This is a genomic window from Pseudomonas sp. ATCC PTA-122608 (genome assembly GCF_001952855.1).
GTDB lineage: Bacteria > Pseudomonadota > Gammaproteobacteria > Pseudomonadales > Pseudomonadaceae > Aquipseudomonas.
Window position 1 is genome coordinate 250,559 of sequence record NZ_LPNO01000024.1, and the last position, 17,721, is coordinate 268,279.

Below are 17,721 nucleotides of genomic sequence, written 5' to 3' on the forward strand. Positions count from 1 at the left end.
TGCCTGGGCGTTTTTCGCGAGCAAGCTCGCTCCTACAGTACGCGGTCGGCCAGACTACAGCGCCCGGCATTCAATCTTCAGCAATTGATGGCCTTGCTCGTAGCTCTCAATCACCACCGGCAAAAACCGCTGGATCACCGCCATGTTGCTCTGCAGGTGCTCGGTCATCCGCAGCGTGGTGAAACTGCCGCCGCCGGCAAGTGCCATCGGCAGCAATAGCTGGTCGGCCAGATGCTCGGCGACCACCGCTTCGCTGGCAAGCCACTCTAGCGCTTGCTCGATGGCCTGATCGGCCACCGCCTCTGCGCGCAACCTGGCCTGGCCAAATGCGCTGAACACTTCGGTGACGTGCGCATGTGCATATTCCACCAACAGGACATTGCCTGGCCCGTGCTCCGCGTCAAGGTTCACCGCGTGCAACTGCTCCTGCTTGATCGCCAGCCGCTGACGCACACGTTCCAGCTCGCGCTCGGCGACATGAACAGGCAACCCGGCACTCAGCGTGGTTGCTCGCGAGCCCTGCAATTCACCCCGCTCGGTGAGGTGCAACGGCATCAATGTGCTCGGATGTATAAACGCCACAAGCTCGCCACCACCCGCTGGGACAAAGCCGTGACGCACCAGCGTCAACTCGACTCTGGCGCCCATCCGCCGCAATTGCGGCAACCAGGCGCGCTCAAGAAAATCCAGCGGAGGCGCCATCGGATTGTGGGTGCCTCCGCAAATACTGACGCGACTGGCTTGCGGGGCCAGCAGCAACGCCGGCAACACTGTCTGCAATACCAGGGTGCAACTGCCGGCTGTGCCGATAGAAAATTTATAGTCCCCGCCCTGGATAAGGCCAGGCTCGAACAGCAACGCCTGGGAACCCAGCTCGGCGCCTTCGACCCGGGCGCCACATACCTGGGCAGCGGCCAGAACCGCCGTCAGGTGCTGACGCAGCAACCCTGGCCGACTGCGCCTGGCACGAATATTTTTAATCCGCAGCGTGCGCCCCGCCACCATCGACAGGCTCAAGCCACTGCGCAACACCTGGCCGCCGCCGATGGCGCCGTCCAGCTCGATCAGATCCTGGTTCATATCCATTCCTTATGCGTAGTGCTTTACCGTTTCCCTCAGGTAGTGGTCCAGCAAATGAGTGTGTTCCTGGGTACGTGGCAACTTGGGCGCCTCGCGCTCCAGCTCTGCCGAGATAAACCGATGCAACGCCGGGCGCCTGGGTCCATACGCGGCTTCCCCGGCATTACGTTTCAGGGCCAGCAGCGTCGCCACTTCATCCAGCAAGAGCGGATCCGTGACCGTCGACAACAGGTCGGCAAAGGTCATCGGTGGCCGTCCGAGCCCAAGGTCGATCCAGCGCACCGCCAGCAACGGCCGCAGCACATAGAAGTACTTTTTGAAGCGCACCGTGTCGCCTTGCAGGTACCCACGAAAGTTCTTCCTGGCCATCGACAAATAGTGACTGCGGGCCGCAGGCGGGCTGTAGAACGCTTCCGCCAGGGCCTGCAGGCGCGCGGTCGCAGGCGTTTCGCTGCGATACACCAGCGGCGAATCGAGCCACTCCAGCAGCGTCGGGTTGGATTTACGCAGCAGCCCGAGGGTCTTGCGCAACTCCCAGCCGCTGATATCCAGCTCGTCGTCCAGCGGACGTTCGATCACGTCCCGTGGCGTATCCACCTGGACAAACCAGTCCGGCTTTTCCACGTAGACAAAACGCACGTCGTAATCACTGTCGGTGGAAGCAAAGCCCCAGGCGCGACTGCCGGATTCACAGGCATACAGCACCGTGACGTTTCGCTCGCGCTCTATGCGCTCCAGCTCAAGCAAGACCCGTTCGCGCATGGCGAGACTGAGGGGGTGAAGGTCGTCTTGTTCCCTATTCATTTTGAATGCTCCTGTACAACCATCAAATTCCAGACTTTATCCCTTCACGCACACCACCTGACGCAAGGTGTGCAGCACTTCCACCAGCTCGCGCTGGGCGTGCATGACTTGGTCGATATCCTTGTAGGCCATCGGAATCTCGTCGATTACCGCAGCATCTTTACGGCATTCCACGTGGGCCGTTGCGCGCACCTGGTCGGCCACCGTGAAGGTGTTTTTGGCCTTGGTGCGGCTCATGATCCGGCCGGCGCCATGGCTGCAGGAGCAGAACGACTCTTCGTTACCCAGCCCGCGCACGATGAAACTTTTCGCGCCCATCGAACCGGGAATAATTCCCAGCTCACCCTTCTTTGCCGACACCGCACCTTTGCGAGTGACCAGAATTTCCTCACCGAAATGCCGCTCTTTTTGCACATAGTTGTGGTGGCAGTTCACCGCTTCCAGCGCCACTTCAAACGGTTTGTGGATCACCTTGCGCGTCGCCTCAACCACCGCCCGCATCATCATCTCGCGGTTCTGACGGGCAAAATCCTGGGCCCAGCCGACCGCCTCCACATAGTCATCGAAGTGCTGGCTACCGTCCTCGAAGTAAGCCAGGTCGCGATCCGGCAGGTTGGCGATGTGCTGACGCATGTCCTGTTGAGCCAATTGAATAAACAGGTTACCGATGGCATTGCCGACGCCACGGGAACCGCTGTGCAACATGAACCAGACCCGGTTGGCTTCATCCAGGCAGACTTCGACAAAGTGGTTACCCGAACCCAGCGTCCCCAAGTGTTGGCGGTTGTTGGTGTTCTTCAGTTTCGGGTACTTGTCGGTGATCGTTTTGAAGCGTGGCTGCAACGCCGCCCACACCTGGTCGGCCTGCTGCGGAACAGTGTCCCAGGCACCCTTGTCACGCCCGTTACGTCCGCTGGTGCGACCATGGGGCACCGCCGCCTCGATCGCGCAGCGCAGGCCGTGGAGGTTATCCGGCAGGTCGGCGGCAGTCAGCGAGGTGCGCGCGGCAATCATGCCGCAGCCGATATCCACGCCAACAGCGGCCGGGATAATCGCGCCCACGGTGGGAATCACGCTGCCAATGGTCGAGCCCTTGCCCAGATGCACATCCGGCATCACCGCGAGGTGTTTGAAAATGAACGGCATCTTCGCCGTGTTCATCAGTTGCTGGCGAGCCTCTGGCTCAACCGGTACCCCTTGGGTCCAGAGCTTGATGGGCTTGCCGTTGGCAACTTCCAGCAGTTGGTAGGTCTTCTCTTGCATGATCTCGATTCTTTTTGTATGTGCCGCAGGCGCGGCGTTTCAAGTAAACAGACGGCGACAAAAGAGGGGTGAAACATGCGGCACGCTCTGCCGCTGAGCTACAGTCTTGCGACTGGCGGGACTCGAACCCGCGACCATTCCGTACTGTAGTTTCACCGGCATTCGCCGAGGCAATCGTAATAAGGTGGCACGACAAAAAGTGTGACTGAGCGCCGGAACATACCGGCTTACCATAGATGTACAGCCACAGGCATTCGTGCCTTCACTGGCGCTGACAAGGGTCTGACGAGACGTCTTGGATGTAGTCCCGTCGGCATTCAGCGCCGGTGAAATCAAACTTCTATTGCTTCAATCGCCTGCACCCAATGTTGCGCACCGTAGCGCCCTTCGGCGAACTGCGCGACCACATCAAATACCGCATCACTGAAGCCTCCCACATTCAAAATGTCCTGGCGGTCTGCCGCCTGCGTGGTGGCACCCGGCTGCATATCGATACACACCAGCCGCGCTTGCGGGTTGACCTGCTTGATCAACTCCCACTGACGCATGGTTTCGGTACCGCGCTGACGCCTGGCGTCAATCCACGACTCGTTGTCAGACACCAGGATTACCGTATCCACTTTCATTTTGGCCCCGGCAATTTTCGCCAGCGGCGCCGAGCAGTTAGTCCCGCCTCCGCCGATGGCGGCCAGCTTCTGCGCATTGCTCATCACACTGTCACGCGGGTTGAGCCGGATATCCACCACATGGTTTTCAAACGGCATCAAGCGTGCGTCTGGCTGCTTGCGCAAGATCGCCGCGCCGATCAAGGCCGCCACATCGATGCAACGTACAGCGCTCGTGGCGCCCTCGCGATACCCGGTGACCGGGTTGTGCATCGAGCCCGACACATCAGGGCAAACCACCACCGAACCTTGCAACACCGGCACGTTGGCCAGGGACAACTCAAGAGTGTCCTGCAGGGCTTCACGCACGCAGGCCGGTACGTCATCCCCCGCCATGCGATACGCCGCCAGCAACTGGTACGGGTAAACCCGCGCCTTGGCGATCGCCTCTGCATCAGCCAACCGCGCCGCTACTTGCCATGCGAACCCTGGCACCTCGAACGCGCCTTGGCGTGCAAAGGTATTAAGGTTCATGCGCAGGGCCTGCCAACCCATGTTATCGGCCTGGGCAGCCCATTGTTCTTTGCTGAGCTTCTCGTTTCCAAGCAACTGGAACGGTACCGCCGGCACCTCAGTGGTCGAACCACTACGAAAGGCGAGCAAGGCCCGAGTCAGCTCCGGCAAGGCTTGCACATCCACCGGCCGCCCGATCAACCAGGCGAAGAACGCTTCACGCCATGGTTCAGTGGGCTTGGGGTGAACCATTTTCACCACATCCGCCAACGATGGCTGATTACCGACTGACGCCTGCAAAAGCTGACGCTCCGTCGCAGTGTTCAACCAGTTCTGCACCAGGCGCTTGGGCTGCGAGCCCAGGGACTTGCGCCCCGTCACACCGCTGCGCAGGATTTGCACGAAGTTGCGCAACATCTTGCCGCTGTCCACCACCTGTTCGAACACCTGCGGCACCATCACCGAACGTTGGGCCACCAATGCGGCCAACAGCAATGCCGGCATGTCTTTCATGTGGCCTTGGCGGCGGGCGTAGCACGCAACCTTGGCGATATAGCGGCTGTCCAGCTCGCCGGCCAACTGCAACACGCTCTCCAGCTGGCTTTCGGCCGAGGCGTGGAAGGTCTGGTTCAGGCAACCGGTGACTGCCAACTGGGCCAGCTTGTGCTTGGCGCTGTAGGCATAAGCCGGTACCTGTGTAGCGTTCAAGGTGTCGCATGCAGGCAGTTTCGCCTGCTGGGTGTTGAAGATCTGGGAGTTGGCCATCGTGGCGTCTCGCTCTGTTGTGTGTTCCGTTGCGAGAGTTATTGCAGCTGCCATGCCAGGTTTTTGTTTTCGCCGATAAATATTCTTATCTATTTGTTTTATATGAATATTTTTATATTTAGATAACTAATCAGCTCGACTGCAATGACAATTCCTTCAGAAATTACTTATCCTTACATATCGTCATCTATATTTTGGTATCGCCATGATTCAAAAGCGCACGGTCGCCATTGGTTTTATCGGTTCAACCCTGGACCGGGTCGGCAAAGGTGGCAATCGCTGGAACCATTGGCGGCCCAGCGTCGGCCTTTGCCAGCAGCAGGAAGTATTGATTGATCGCCTGGAGCTGATTCACGGTGTCGACGCACGAGACATCAGCCTCGCTCAGCGGGTACGCGACGACATCCAGCAGGTATCGCCGGAAACCGAGGTGCGGCTGCACCCCATGCACCTGAAGAACCCTTGGGATTTCGAGGAGGTGTACGGCGCACTGCACGACTTCACCACCGGCTACCGCTTCGACACCGACCACGAGGATTACCTGGTCCATATCACGACCGGCACCCACGTTGCGCAAATCTGCTGGTTCCTGCTGACAGAAGCGCGCTATCTGCCAGCCCGCTTGATCCAGACGTCTCCGGCTCGCCGCCGCAACGAAGAGGAACGCGCCACCGGCACTCATGCACTGATCGACCTCGACCTGTCGCGCTACGACCGCATCGCATCACGCTTCGCCCACAAACGCCTGGAAAGCCTGGCCTTCCTCAAATCCGGAATCGCCACACGCAACCCGGCCTTCAACCGCTCCATCGAACAGATCGAACGCGTGGCCGTGCGCTCCAAGGCACCGATGCTGCTGATCGGCCCCACCGGTGCCGGCAAGTCATTCCTCGCGCGGCGCATCTACGAACTCAAGCGCAGCCGGCATCAGGTCCAGGGACGTTTTGTTGAAGTGAACTGCGCCACCTTACGCGGCGATGGCGCGATGTCGGCGCTGTTTGGCCATATCAAAGGCGCCTTCACCGGCGCCCAGAACGCCCGCGATGGTCTGCTCCGCGCAGCAGACGGCGGCATGTTGTTCCTGGATGAGATCGGCGAACTGGGGCTCGACGAACAGGCGATGCTGCTCAAGGCGGTCGAAGAAAAGCGCTTCTTCCCTCTCGGCGGCGACCAGGAAGTCACCAGCGACTTCCTGATCATCGCCGGCACCCACCGCGACCTGCGCGGCCGCGTCGCGGAAGGGCTGTTCCGCGAAGACTTGTACGCCCGGATCAACCTTTGGACATTCGACCTGCCGGGCCTGGCCGGGCGCCGTGAAGACATCGAACCGAACATCGACTTCGAACTGGAACGCCACGCCCGCGAACAGGGCCAAGTGGTGCGCTTCAACCTCGAAGCCCGGCGGCGCTACCTCGCCTTTGCCTGCTCCAGCGAAGCGGCCTGGCTGGGTAACTTTCGCGAACTGTCCGCCTCCATCACACGCATGGCCACCCTGGCGGACAGCGGGCGCATCGACGAAAGCCAGACCCAGGAAGAAATCGACCGACTGCGTTACGCCTGGGGCCTGGAGTCGCCGCAAAACGATTGGCTGTCACGCCTGGGCGTCGATACCGAACTGGACCTGTTCGACCAACTGCAACTTAACGCCGTGATCGAGACGTGCCTCCAGTCCGACAGCATTTCCGATGCCGGACGACGCTTGTTCGGCGTTTCCCGACAAGCCAAGGCGCAGCCGAACGATGCCGACCGACTACGCAAATACCTGGCGCGATTTTCGATTGAGTGGAAACAGTTGGCGGAGTTGAAGGGCTGACGGATACCTAAAGTGCCGCTGCCTGGCCTTGTGCCGCCTGAAACAACGCGTCGGCAGTCTCCTGAATCTCTTCACGCTGCCACAACTTGCCCAACCACTCGATCGAAATACCCTGCACACCGTAATACGCACCCGCCAGTTGACCCACGATCGCTGCCGTAGTGTCGGCGTCATCCCCCAGGTTTGCCGCGGCCAGCACGGCCTCGGCAAAGCTGTCGGTGTGATGAAAACACCATAGCGCCGCCTCAAGCGAAGCCACCGCGTAACCAGAACCAACGATGTCGCTGCGCGCCTTATCGAGGTAGTGCCCATCAGCAATGTCCACAACTTTGGGTTCGCTCAAGTCCAGATAGTCAACCTTTAGTACCTGCGCTTTCGAATCCCCGCGCAGCGCATTGGAAATACACTCCGCCAGCACCAGGCAGCACTCAATCGCCTCCAACGCGCCATGGGTCGTACGGGAACTGTCGACGGTAAACTCACGCAGGCGCTCGGCATCCGGGAAATAGAACAGCACCACTGGCGCCAGGCGCATCATCGACCCGTTACCCGCCGAGTATGGATCGGTGGAGCCCGCGAACGGGTCACCGGTGTACTGATACTCCGCCAATGCCTCACGAACCGTCGTGCCAATATCGAAACACTCCCCCGTAGAACTCGGGTAACCCAACTTCCACCAGTTCAAATAGCGCCCCATCTGATCGCCAGCGTCGAAACCATTCTTGCGCAGCAGGCTTTCGGCCAGACACAGCGCCATGGATGTGTCATCCGTCCACTGGCCAGGCAAAAGCTGGAACGGCCCACCACCCACCATATCGGTGACCGGGGCAAACGAACCTCGGCGCATGAACTCAACCGTGGTCCCTACTGCATCACCACAGGCCAGCCCAAGCAGGCTGCCGCGGTAACGGTCTGAAAGCATCATCAACACCACTCCTTTGCACAAATAACACCCTAACCGCAGAACCATACCGGAGCTTTCTGTTCTGTGGGTCATCGCGCATTTCTATGGGAAATTTCCTACTCAAGCACTCCCCTCCCCCAGCCTCCCGATGGTAGTGTGTGAAATTGTTTCTGACCTTATGATCAGACATTTCTCACTCACTCCCTGCAAAGGAATGCCCTCAGCAATGGATTTTTCCCTCAAGCAACTGGCCGTAGCCACCCTGATGGCCGCCAGCCTTTCGGTGTTCACCACCCAAGCTCAAGCCAACCTCACCCCGCAACAGAATGCGATCATCCTGAAAACCTTCAGTGACGCGTCGGTCAAGGATTTCAGGCAGTTTCTCGGTAGCCTGGCCAAGAGTGACGTGGCCAAGAGCGACAACCTCGGCCCGGCTATCAGCGCGTTCCTCGACAACAAGGGCCTGACCGCCGACCAGCAGAACGAAATCCATCGCCTGCTCGGCCTGTATGCGCGAGTGAAGTACGGCGCTGCCGCCACTGAAACCCTGCGCGAACTGGTGGAGATCCCGACGTTCCAGGTGGCCGGCGTGGCCCAGCACGACAACCCCGAGTTCATCAAGATCGCCGCCAGGATCAAGAGTCTGGCCGAGTCGTTCAACCTGAACTTCCGCAACATCGACAATCGCGTCTATGAGATCTCCCTGGAAGGCAGCGGCGATGAAGTCGTCGGCATTCATGCTCACGCCGACGTGGTACCGGTAACCCCGGAAAACTGGGTGCTCAAGGACGGCACCAAGCTCGATCCGTTCAAGGTCACGCTGATCGGCGACCGCATGTATGGCCGCGGCACCGAGGATGACAAGAACGGCATCGTGGTGGCGATGTACGCGATGAAGGTGATCAAGGAAGAGAAGCTGCCGCTGGCACGCAATTTCAAGCTGCTGGTGGACACCACCGAGGAAACCTCCGGCGACGCGATCCCGTACTACTTCGAACACAACCCAACGCCCAACTACAACCTGGCGCTGGATGGCGGCTACCCGGTGGTGATCGCCGAGAAAGGCTACGGCACGGTCATGGCCAAGTTCCCCAAGCGCAAGGCTGAAGGCAAAGGCGCAGAAATCATCTCGATGACCGGCGGCAAGGCCACCAACCAGATCCCGTCGGCGTCGGTGGTGACACTGTTGAGCGACAAGCCCGCCGAACTGGCCGCCAGCCTGCAAAAGGCCGGTAGCGAATACGCCAAACGCAATGGCGGTGACTTCGAAGTGGCAGCCAAGGTCGACGGCAAGGACGTCAAGCTGATCGTCACTGGCGTGTCCGCTCACTCCTCCGAGCCAGAATCCGGTGTGAACCCGGTGGCTCGCATGCTCGACTTCCTCAACAGCCTCGACGGCAAGGTGGCGCTCAAGCACAACCAGTTCACCGATGCCGCGCGTTATGCCGCCACCAACTGGGGCCTGGATTACCTGGGCGGCAAACTGGGTGTGGGCTTCTCCGATGCGTTCATGGGGCCGCTGACCACGTCGCTGACCTATGTGGGTGAGGATGACGGTACCTTCAAGCTGGCGGTCAACCTGCGTGTGCCTAAGGGCAAGTCGCCGGAAGCGCTCAAGGCTGAAATCGCCGACAAGCTGGCCGCCTGGACCAAGCAGAACCACGTGGCCGTAAGCTTCGACTACTCGATCGCCGAGCCGATGTACCGCAACCCTGAAGGCGAGTGGGTCAAGGCGCTGTTGGCCGTGGCCAGCGAGAACCTGGGCATGGAGCACAAGTACGGGACTTCGGCCGGCGCTACCTCGGTGCATGAGTTGCCGAATGGCGTGCAATTCGGCCTGGCACGGCCAGAGGTCAAGTACACCGGCCATACCGACAACGAGTTCAAGACCGTGGACCAGTTCCTGCTGGACCTGCAGATCGTCACTGAAATGATGGGCCGCATCGGGCAACTGCCGAAGCTCTAACCTGCTCTTCGGACCCGCCTTCCTGGCGGGTCCACTAGGCGATACGCCACCCCTTCGACGCCCTCCGTTGCGCCAGGAACCGGGCATAACGCCCCTGCCGAGCCGTCAGTTGTTCTGGCGTGCCGTGCTCTACGATCCGGCCCTCATCAAGCACCACAATCTGGTCGGCCATCACCACCGTCGACAACTGATGCGCGATCACGATCAACGTGCACTTGCCGCGCAAGCGTGCCAGGGTTTCGGCGATGACTGCCTGGTTCTCGGCGTCCAGTGCAGCAGTGGCTTCATCCACCAGCAGGATCGGCGCGCCCTTGATCAACGCACGGGCGATCGCGATACGCTGGCGCTCGCCGCCGGACAGGCGTGCCCCGCCCTCGCCGACACTGGTCGACAGCCCCATGGGCAGACGCTCGATAATCGACTGCACACCGGCCTGCCGCGCGGCCTCCAGCACTTGCGCATCGCTGGCGTCAGGCTTGCCCAGGCGAATGTTGTCGGCGACGCTGCCCTGAAACAGGTAGGTGTCCTGGAAGATCTGGCTGATCCGCGCGTTAAGCTGCTCGCCAGACATCTGTCGCACATCCACGCCACCGATACACACATGGCCTTGGCTGACCTCGAAAAACCGCGCAACCAGTCTCAGCAGCGTGGTCTTGCCCGAGCCGGAAGCGCCCACCAGCGCGGTCATGCTGCCGGGTTCAATTCGCAGGTTCAAGCCGCGCAGCACGTCCCGAGGACCACCCGGGTGACGAAAACTCACGTCGCACAATTCCACTGAGGCATCCCGTGGGGATTGCGGGGCGCTCGGCTCTTTCAGCGGCGATGCGGCCAGGATCTCGCGCACCGCCTCAAGTTGCATCCCGGCGCCGCGCAACGTCTCTCCATAACCGGCCACCTCCAGCAGCGGGTCAATGAAGCGGCTGACCAGCAACAGCGACACCATCACCGCGATCACCGAGCCTACGTGCAAGGGATTACCCAGGTACGCGTCGAGCCACAATGCGGCGGCGATCAACAAGGCGGCGAACGCCACCTGCACCAGCCACGTATTCAGCAGCACCGAGGTTGCGGACAACAGGATCAGGCGAGCCCCTGTCGCGTGTTGCTGCTCAATCGCCCGTTGCAGGAACACCGAGCTACCGCCGCCACTGAACGCACGCAACACCGACTGCGACTGGGCGAACTCCAGCATGCGCTGGCTGGTGTCAGCCGAGCTGCGTTGGAACGCCCGGTCGGCACGCCGGCCAAGCCGTGCGCTGAGCCAGAATGCGGCACCGAGAATCGGCAACGCCAACAAGGCGATCAGGCCCATTTTCCAGTGCAGCACGAACAGCGCCAACACCAGCACCAACGGCGTCATCATGCCGCTGAGCACCGGGGTAAACACATGGGCCGGGAGCTGGGCCACGGCCATCATGCCTTGGGTCACCACCTGATTGAGCCGCGCGGTGTTATCCGGGGTAAACCAGCCGACAGGCAGCCCGGCCACGTGGTCGCCGATCCGCTGGCGACCGCCTTGCAGCACCGCCACGCCCACCGCGACGCCGGCCTTTTCAACTTCCCGTCGCGTAGCCCAACACGTCGCCACCGCTGCCAGGAACACCGCCAGCCACAGCGCCGCTTCGGCAAGATCACCGTTGAGCATATCGGTCAGTACCGGCACCAGCGCAGCAATGGTCAGCCCGCACAGCGCGCCGTAGAACACCACGTTTCTCACATAGCGATGCAACACCGGCGCGTCGTCGCCCAACAGTTCGATAAAGGTTTTCAGCATGTCGGCAGCGCCTGTTCGCGGGTCTGTTTGTAACCGCCCGACGCCCACAGGCGCGCATAGCGGCCGCCCTGTGCGATCAGTCGAGGGTGGTTGCCCTGTTCAACGATGCGGCCGTTTTCCAGCACGATGATGTGGTCGGCGTGCATCACGGTGTCGAGGCGATGGGCGATCACCAACAGCGTGCGCCCTTGGGCAAAGCGCGACAGCGCGTCCTGGATCGCCACCTCGTTCCCGGCATCTGCGGCGGCTGTGGGCTCATCCAGCACCAGCACCGGCGGCGCCAGCAATACCGCGCGGGCGATGCTGATGCGCTGCTGTTCGCCACCGGACAACTGCGCATCCTCGCCGATCACCGAGGCGTAGCCCCGTGGCAAGCCGATGATGCACTCATGGATATTCGCGGCCCGTGCGGCCGCCTCGATTTCCTTGCGACTGGCGCTGGGCCGGCCGAGGGCGATGTTTTCGGCAAAGCTGGCGTGGACCAGGCGTACCTCTTGCAGCACAAACCCGATCAGGTTGTAGAGCTGCGAAGTCTCGACCTGCCGCAGGTCGACGCCGCCCAGGGTGATACGCCCTTCGGTCGGATCGAAAAAGCGCAGCAGCAGGCGCGCCAGGGTCGACTTGCCCGAGCCCGAAGCGCCGACGATGGCGGTGACGGTACCGGGCTTGAGGGTGAAGCTGATGTTCGACAGTACCGGGTTCTGTGGGTCGTAGGCATACCCGAGGTTTTCCACGCGCACCTCGGCGTCCTTGGGCAAGCGTTCGGAGCCCGGCTCCGCCTGCGCCAGTACCGGCGTCGCCAGCAGTGCCTGTACACGCTCGGCGGCGCCAACGGCGTTGTTCAGGTCGTGAGTGATGTAACTCAGCAGCATCAGCGGCGCGCAAATACCCGGCGCGACAATGGCGAACGGCAGTACCTCCACGGCGCTGATCCAGCCCAGACTGACAAACACCAGGCCGAACGTCAGCACGGTTGCGAGCACCGTCACCGGGGCGATCATTGCGTTGGCGTTGGCCATCGTCCCCACCAGCGGCCGGGTGAACTCAACGAAGGCTTCGCTGAAATCATCCACCGCCTTGCGGTAGCCCGCGTGGGCCTTGCCGATGGCACCGAAAGCCTTGACCACCGGAATGCCGTTGACGAACTCGACGACTGCGTTATTGACCCGGGTCATGCGTTCGACAAAGGACTGCATCGCGCTGCCGCTGGCTTTCATCGCATGATTGAAGAACAGGAAAAACCCCGGAAACGGCAACAGCGATACCAGCGCCATGCGCCAGTCGACCGTGAACAGATAGGCCGCCGACAACAGTACGGCCCCGGCACAACGCCCCGCGGTGGTATAGAAATGCGCAGTCAGGCTGTGCAGGGTGCCGATATCGTCTTGCATCGCCTGCTTGACCTCGCCCGACGCCCGCTCGGTGAACCAGCCCAGCGGCACCTGGCTCAGTCGCTGAGCGATTGCCAGGCGCAGGTGACGAGTGAGGTGGTTGTCGGCCAGGTGCGCGACCGTCTCTGCAACCGTCATCAACAGCAAGCCCACGAACAGGCTCGCCAGGCTGACACTGATGGTCAACCACAGCTCGACCGATGTCTGGGCCATCGACGGCCCGCCGAGGGCGATCCTGGCGATATGCACAACGCCCCCCAGCGGCACCAACGTCAGCATACTGCCCACACCGGCCAGCAGTGCCGCAACGATCAGTCGCCCGCGCACCGGCCGCAACACTTGCGAGACCGCGCCCCGCCCCCTGGGTTTGGCCGCAGCCACATCCTTGTTACTCATGAAGTCTCCCTGACTGAATGAGCCTTTGCTCGCCCTTACCTTATCTTCCGAACGAGCAGCCAAAACCCTCAATCAAATCTCAAGGTTTTTTCAGGCAGGGGCACTTACCGTCACCCAATAGCGGGTGCGCTTCACCACTTGTATCGGCAACGCGGCGGCCAGATTGTCCAGGGCCAGGTCGGTGTTTTCCAGATGCAACACGCCGCTGACCCGCAGCATCGCCACCTCCGGCGCACAGCGCAGTACACCGGGGCGGTAGCGCGCCAGTTCGGTGATCAGCTCGTCGAGCCGGGTGCCATCGGCCAACAACAGCCCCTTGACCCAGGCGATGCTGCGATCGGTCACCGCCGCAGTCGGTTGCGCCTTGTCCCTGGAAACCGTGGCACCCTGCCCCGCTTCCACTCGCGCGACTGCGCCCTGCTCAGGCTGCACCTGCACGGCGCCCTCAAGCACTGCCAACTGGCAGCTGTCGTCGCACTGTCGCAGGCTGAAGCGCGTGCCCAGCGCCTGAAACAGGCCCTGGTGACTCTGCACCCGAAACGGCAGGGATGAAGGCGCAGTGGTGATGAACACCTCACCGGCCCGCAGCAGCACCAGGCGTTGGTGGTCGTCGAATTGCACGTCAATCGCCGAGGCGGAGCCCAACACCAGGCGAGTGCCGTCGGGCAATACGACTTCGCGAATTTCGCCAGTGCGGGTGCTATGGCCGGCACTCGCCAGTTGCCAGGCGTCGGTGCGGCGCACGCCGTAGGTGAGGCCACCGGCTGCGACCAACAGGCCGAGCAGGCGCAGGGTGCTGCGGCGATTGAGGGAGTCGGGGGCTTCGGGTTCGGCCAGGCTGTGCTTGGCTACTGCGGCAGGAACGCTGTTGAGTTTTTGCTCGAAGCCCAGCAGGCGTGTCCAGGCCAGCTCGTGATGGGGGTGTTCGGCACGCCAACGCAGGCAGTTGGCGTGGTCATCGGCACTGGCGTCATCGGCCCACAGGCGGGCCATCCAGGCGGTGGCGCGCTCGATGATATCGGGGGCGATTGGCTGTTCGGTCGACATCGCCGCGGGTCAGCCGTGCAGGGTTTGGTAGCAGGCCAGCAGGCCGGCGGCGATGTATTTTTCCACCGATGAGACGGAGACTTGCAGCTCGGCGGCGATCTCGCGGTAGCTCAGGCCATCGAGTTTGCACAGCAACAGGGCCTGGCGGGCCTTGGGTGGCAGGCTGTGCAGGGCGGCGTCGATTTCGATCAGGGCCTCGATGGCCAGGGCGCGGGTTTCTTCATCGGCCGCGCAGGGTTCGGGCAAGAGGGTCAGGGCTTGCAGGTAAGCGGTTTCGATCTGGCGACGGCGGTAGAGGTCGATGACCAGGCCGTTGGCGATTTGGGTCAGGTGGCGGCGGGATTCGCCGGTGGGCGGGAGTTGGCCTTTGCGCATGAGTTGCAGGTAGACGTCGTGGGCCAGGTCGGCGGCGTCGAATGCGTTGCCCAGCTTGCGCCGCAGTACGGTGCGCAGCCAGCTGTTGTGGTCGACGTATAGAGTTTCAACCTGGCGTTGAAAGGCGAACTGTCCGATGTTCACAAACCTCTCCTTTTACCCAATGGGCTCGAGGGGATTGGGTTTTTGGTAATGGTTTGCAAGACTATCGGCTCTGGGGCGTGGGTGCAATGTGGGGGGCGCTGGGCGGGGTGATGTGTGCATATCCATTGTTTAGGTAACGGCGGCTATTGGGGCGCCTAAGATCAAAAGCAGATCAAGAGCACAGCGGCCTCCCGGCCGGCTTGAGTGTTGTAAATCAAAAGCTAAAGCGGGCACGGTCCAAATGTGGGAGCGGGCTTGCTCGCGAAGGTCGTTAACGATGACGCGGGCATTCTGGATGAACGCGGCGCCCTCAGGTTTTCGCGAGCAAGCCCGCTCCCACATAAAAGCAGCTCTGTTTTCACTCCCCACACGCTGCGTGGGAGCGATCATGGGTCCACTTGATTGATTTTTTGCCGTGTAAGACACACCTTAGAGAATCGTTTTTCTTAAAGGTGACGCCGCCAGTGTCCGAATTCCCCATCGTCAAAACCGAACGCCTGACCCTCAGGGAGCTGAGACAGCAGGACGCGGCGGCGTTGTTTGCGATTCATGGCGACGCAGAGGCAATGAAGTGGTTCGGCACCGATCCGCTGACCGAGCCTCTCCAAGCGGAGCAATTGATTGAGGTATTTGCCAGTTGGCGTACGTCGCCCAACCCAGGCATTCGCTGGGGGATTGAGGACACCGCCACGGCAGAGCTGATCGGCACCTGTGGTTTCTTTAAATGGAATCGTGGGTGGCGAAGCTGTGCGATCAGCTTTGAGATGGCGCAATCGGCACAAGGCCGCGGGCTGATGAAGGAGGCGGTTTACGCCGCCGTTCGATGGGCGTTCCAGCACATGGAACTCAACAGGATCGAGGCGCTGGTTCATCCCGACAATGCCCGCTCACTGAACCTGCTTGAAAAAGCCGGGTTCGTGCGTGAAGGAACGCTGAGGCAGGCGGGTTACTGGAACGGGGCTCATCAGGACTTGGTTCAGCTATCGCTGCTACGGGCGGAGTGTGAGTACCTCTAGGGTCAGCGTGCGACCCGACGGTAAACCAGTGTATCGCGTACCCCGAAGTACTCGCAGCGCCGCGCGCCTTGAAGGGTTTCCACCCATTCAAACCCCGCTGCCTCAGCCAGTCGTTGGCTGGATAAGTTCGCCGAAGAGGTGGTCAGGCGTAGTGTGTGCCCGCTCAACTGTGAAACCAGAACAGTCAATGCCTCCCTCATCAGCCCAAGACCGGTGTGAGCCTGATTACCCCAATAGCCGATTTCGAAGCTGTGAACCTCATCGGCAAGCGGCAGCAGGCCGATACAGCCCACCAATGCCTGGGGCTCATCACGAGATAACAGAAAGTACCTTTTCTCCCCGGCAGGTGCATCGAAGTCTTTTATCGCGCGCTGGAGGCTTTCCTGCGTGTCCTCCAGCGTCCAGTGCGGCTTGCTCCACTCGAGAAACTGGCGGTGCAGTGCGTAGCTGGCGTTCAAGGCATCGGCGAGTTCTTCTGCGAGCGCCACATCAGGCGCAACCAGGGTCATCCGGGCAGTTTGCAGGGTTGTGGGCAGCGGCGCCTGTTGTTCAATGGTCTGTACCCACACAAATCCTTCATCTTCACTGGGTGGCTCAAGCATGCTGAACACGCTTTTCAGCGCGTCCTCTGGCACTCTTTTGTCAGCATTGCGTTGGGCATTTCGCGACAGCGCCAACGCCAGCGGTGCACTCACCAGAATGCCGATCACCGGGATTGCATATTCCCTCGCGATGGAAAGCAGCTCCTCCCGATGACGCCGCGCCGGCAGGGCAGCATCGAAGACGATCGCCCCGCGACCCAATCGGTCAAGGTTTTCCGCCACCCAGCGAGACTTGCCAGCGCCCTGCACGCCCATGACCACGTAGACATGAGAGCCCTCGACCGCTTGTGACAGCACTTCCTTCAAGCGTGCATACGCGAGCTGCCATGCCTGTCGATTGCGCTCAGGCGTGTACTCCCGGCCGAACTCGGTTTCCAGATAGTCGTCCGGGTTGATCACCAAAGGCAGGTCCATCGCCTGATTCTCCATCAAAAAGGCACATCCCCCAAAATCGTCGCGCGATGCATGACCCGTCTATTGGGACGGTAATCATCAATCGCGTAATGCTGGGTAATGCGGTTATCCCAGAACGCTACATCATTCGCCTTCCATCGCCAACGCACGGTGAATTCCGGGCGGCTCACGTGGCTGAACAACAGCCGCAGCAGCGCATCACTTTCCGCCGCCTCCAGCTCATTGATTCGCGTGGTAAAGCCTTCATTCACGAACAGCGCCTTATGGCCCGTGGCGGGATGCGTCCTGACCACCGGGTGTGACAGCGGCGGATGATCCTTCCTGGCTTTTTCATAGCGCTCCAGTGCTTCGGGCGTGCTGCCGAAGCGCTCGGTGGGAAAGGACTTGATCAATTCGTGGGTAGCGGTCAGGCCGTCGAGCAGGCGCCGGATGGGGGCCGATAACGCCTCGAACGCGGCCACGCCGTTGGCCCACAATGTATCGCCACCGAAAGCCGGCACCTGCCTGGCCGCCAGCACGGAGCCCATTGCCGGCGCGGCGAGAAACGTCACGTCGGTGTGCCAGATGGCGTTGTCGCGTACGTCGGTCACCGCGGTGTCGATCAGCAGCAACTCAGGGTGCTGGTCCACATGGGGATAGATCGGATGCCGGTGCAAATCTCCGAAACACGCGGCAAACGCCACGTGTTCGGCAGGTGTAATTGCCTGATTACGGAAGAACAGCACCTGGTGCTGCAGCAGCGCTTGCTCCACCCAGTGCTGCTGCTGATCGCTCAGAGGCCGGGACATGTCCAGCCCCTCGACCTCGGCGCCGATGGTTGGGCCGAGAGGACGAAGCGTAAGGCCCATG

General features: G+C 61.3%; 14 protein-coding genes. 3 read left to right on the top strand and 11 right to left on the bottom strand.

Going from position 1 to position 17,721, the window contains the following annotated elements; genetic code table 11:
* Positions 1 to 54: 54 nt before the first annotated feature.
* The 4 genes from rtcA to AU074_RS21245 form a co-directional block, all read right to left on the bottom strand.
* Complete coding sequence (rtcA, locus tag AU074_RS21230; protein WP_076016388.1) at positions 55 to 1,080, bottom strand: RNA 3'-terminal phosphate cyclase; 1,026 nt, start codon at positions 1,078 to 1,080, stop codon at positions 55 to 57.
* Between the two features lie 9 nt (positions 1,081 to 1,089).
* Complete coding sequence (locus AU074_RS21235) at positions 1,090 to 1,884, bottom strand: nucleotidyltransferase domain-containing protein (protein WP_076016389.1); 795 nt, start codon at positions 1,882 to 1,884, stop codon at positions 1,090 to 1,092.
* Between the two features lie 36 nt (positions 1,885 to 1,920).
* The gene (locus tag AU074_RS21240; protein WP_076016390.1) at positions 1,921 to 3,147 is read right to left on the bottom strand and encodes an RtcB family protein; all 1,227 of its coding nucleotides are present in this window, start codon (positions 3,145 to 3,147) and stop codon (positions 1,921 to 1,923) included.
* Between the two features lie 332 nt (positions 3,148 to 3,479).
* Complete coding sequence (locus AU074_RS21245; protein WP_076016391.1) at positions 3,480 to 5,030, bottom strand: TROVE domain-containing protein; 1,551 nt, start codon at positions 5,028 to 5,030, stop codon at positions 3,480 to 3,482.
* A gap of 205 nt (positions 5,031 to 5,235) precedes the next feature.
* Between AU074_RS21245 and rtcR the strand changes: the two genes are divergently transcribed.
* Complete coding sequence (rtcR, locus tag AU074_RS21250; protein WP_076016392.1) at positions 5,236 to 6,843, top strand: RNA repair transcriptional activator RtcR; 1,608 nt, start codon at positions 5,236 to 5,238, stop codon at positions 6,841 to 6,843.
* Positions 6,844 to 6,850: 7 nt separating this feature from the next.
* On the opposite strand, the gene AU074_RS21255 is transcribed toward rtcR, so the two are convergent.
* Complete coding sequence (locus AU074_RS21255; protein ID WP_076016393.1) at positions 6,851 to 7,768, bottom strand: ADP-ribosylglycohydrolase family protein; 918 nt, start codon at positions 7,766 to 7,768, stop codon at positions 6,851 to 6,853.
* Between the two features lie 205 nt (positions 7,769 to 7,973).
* On the opposite strand from AU074_RS21255, the gene AU074_RS21260 reads away from it, so the two are divergent.
* Entirely contained in the window at positions 7,974 to 9,713 is a 1,740-nt protein-coding gene (locus tag AU074_RS21260; RefSeq protein ID WP_076016394.1) for a dipeptidase, read from the top strand.
* Between the two features lie 34 nt (positions 9,714 to 9,747).
* Here the strand turns inward: AU074_RS21260 and AU074_RS21265 are convergent, their stop codons facing one another.
* The 4 genes from AU074_RS21265 to AU074_RS21280 form a co-directional block, all read right to left on the bottom strand.
* Positions 9,748 to 11,487, bottom strand: a complete 1,740-nt coding sequence (locus tag AU074_RS21265; RefSeq protein ID WP_076016395.1) for an ABC transporter ATP-binding protein — start codon at positions 11,485 to 11,487, stop codon at positions 9,748 to 9,750.
* Positions 11,481 to 13,274 (bottom strand): ABC transporter ATP-binding protein, encoded by a 1,794-nt coding sequence (locus AU074_RS21270; protein ID WP_076016396.1) that lies wholly within the window; start codon positions 13,272 to 13,274, stop codon positions 11,481 to 11,483. The genes AU074_RS21265 and AU074_RS21270 overlap by 7 nt, the downstream gene beginning before the upstream one ends.
* Before the next feature lie 90 nt (positions 13,275 to 13,364).
* Positions 13,365 to 14,321 carry a FecR domain-containing protein gene (locus tag AU074_RS21275; RefSeq protein ID WP_076016397.1) on the bottom strand — a complete coding sequence of 319 codons (957 nt, stop codon included), beginning with the start codon at positions 14,319 to 14,321 and terminating at the stop codon, positions 13,365 to 13,367.
* Between the two features lie 9 nt (positions 14,322 to 14,330).
* Positions 14,331 to 14,840 (bottom strand): sigma-70 family RNA polymerase sigma factor, encoded by a 510-nt coding sequence (locus AU074_RS21280; protein WP_076016398.1) that lies wholly within the window; start codon positions 14,838 to 14,840, stop codon positions 14,331 to 14,333.
* Between the two features lie 464 nt (positions 14,841 to 15,304).
* On the opposite strand from AU074_RS21280, the gene AU074_RS21285 reads away from it, so the two are divergent.
* Positions 15,305 to 15,856: a GNAT family N-acetyltransferase gene (locus AU074_RS21285; protein WP_076016399.1), complete on the top strand. Its 552-nt coding sequence runs from the start codon at positions 15,305 to 15,307 to the stop codon at positions 15,854 to 15,856.
* A 2-nt stretch (positions 15,857 to 15,858) separates the two neighbouring features.
* On the opposite strand, the gene AU074_RS21290 is transcribed toward AU074_RS21285, so the two are convergent.
* Both AU074_RS21290 and tauD read right to left on the bottom strand, forming a co-directional pair.
* On the bottom strand, positions 15,859 to 16,872 hold the full coding sequence (locus tag AU074_RS21290) for a GNAT family N-acetyltransferase (RefSeq protein ID WP_076016400.1): 1,014 nt from the start codon (positions 16,870 to 16,872) through the stop codon (positions 15,859 to 15,861).
* A 14-nt stretch (positions 16,873 to 16,886) separates the two neighbouring features.
* Complete coding sequence (gene tauD, locus AU074_RS21295) at positions 16,887 to 17,720, bottom strand: taurine dioxygenase (RefSeq protein ID WP_076016401.1); 834 nt, start codon at positions 17,718 to 17,720, stop codon at positions 16,887 to 16,889.
* Position 17,721: the final 1 nt, after the last annotated feature.

Bases quoted from the DNA above. Each gene is read 5' to 3' on its own strand.
- AU074_RS21265 (WP_076016395.1), bottom strand. From the start codon at position 11,487: ATGCTGAAAACCTTTATCGAACTGTTGGGCGACGACGCGCCGGTGTTG.
- rtcA (WP_076016388.1), bottom strand. From the start codon at position 1,080: ATGAACCAGGATCTGATCGAGCTGGACGGCGCCATCGGCGGCGGCCAG.
- AU074_RS21255 (WP_076016393.1), bottom strand. From the start codon at position 7,768: ATGATGCTTTCAGACCGTTACCGCGGCAGCCTGCTTGGGCTGGCCTGT.
- AU074_RS21290 (WP_076016400.1), bottom strand. From the start codon at position 16,872: ATGGACCTGCCTTTGGTGATCAACCCGGACGACTATCTGGAAACCGAG.
- AU074_RS21235 (WP_076016389.1), bottom strand. From the start codon at position 1,884: ATGAATAGGGAACAAGACGACCTTCACCCCCTCAGTCTCGCCATGCGC.
- AU074_RS21240 (WP_076016390.1), bottom strand. From the start codon at position 3,147: ATGCAAGAGAAGACCTACCAACTGCTGGAAGTTGCCAACGGCAAGCCC.
- AU074_RS21270 (WP_076016396.1), bottom strand. From the start codon at position 13,274: ATGAGTAACAAGGATGTGGCTGCGGCCAAACCCAGGGGGCGGGGCGCG.
- AU074_RS21275 (WP_076016397.1), bottom strand. From the start codon at position 14,321: ATGTCGACCGAACAGCCAATCGCCCCCGATATCATCGAGCGCGCCACC.
- tauD (WP_076016401.1), bottom strand. From the start codon at position 17,720: ATGGGCCTTACGCTTCGTCCTCTCGGCCCAACCATCGGCGCCGAGGTC.
- rtcR (WP_076016392.1), top strand. From the start codon at position 5,236: ATGATTCAAAAGCGCACGGTCGCCATTGGTTTTATCGGTTCAACCCTG.
- AU074_RS21260 (WP_076016394.1), top strand. From the start codon at position 7,974: ATGGATTTTTCCCTCAAGCAACTGGCCGTAGCCACCCTGATGGCCGCC.
- AU074_RS21245 (WP_076016391.1), bottom strand. From the start codon at position 5,030: ATGGCCAACTCCCAGATCTTCAACACCCAGCAGGCGAAACTGCCTGCA.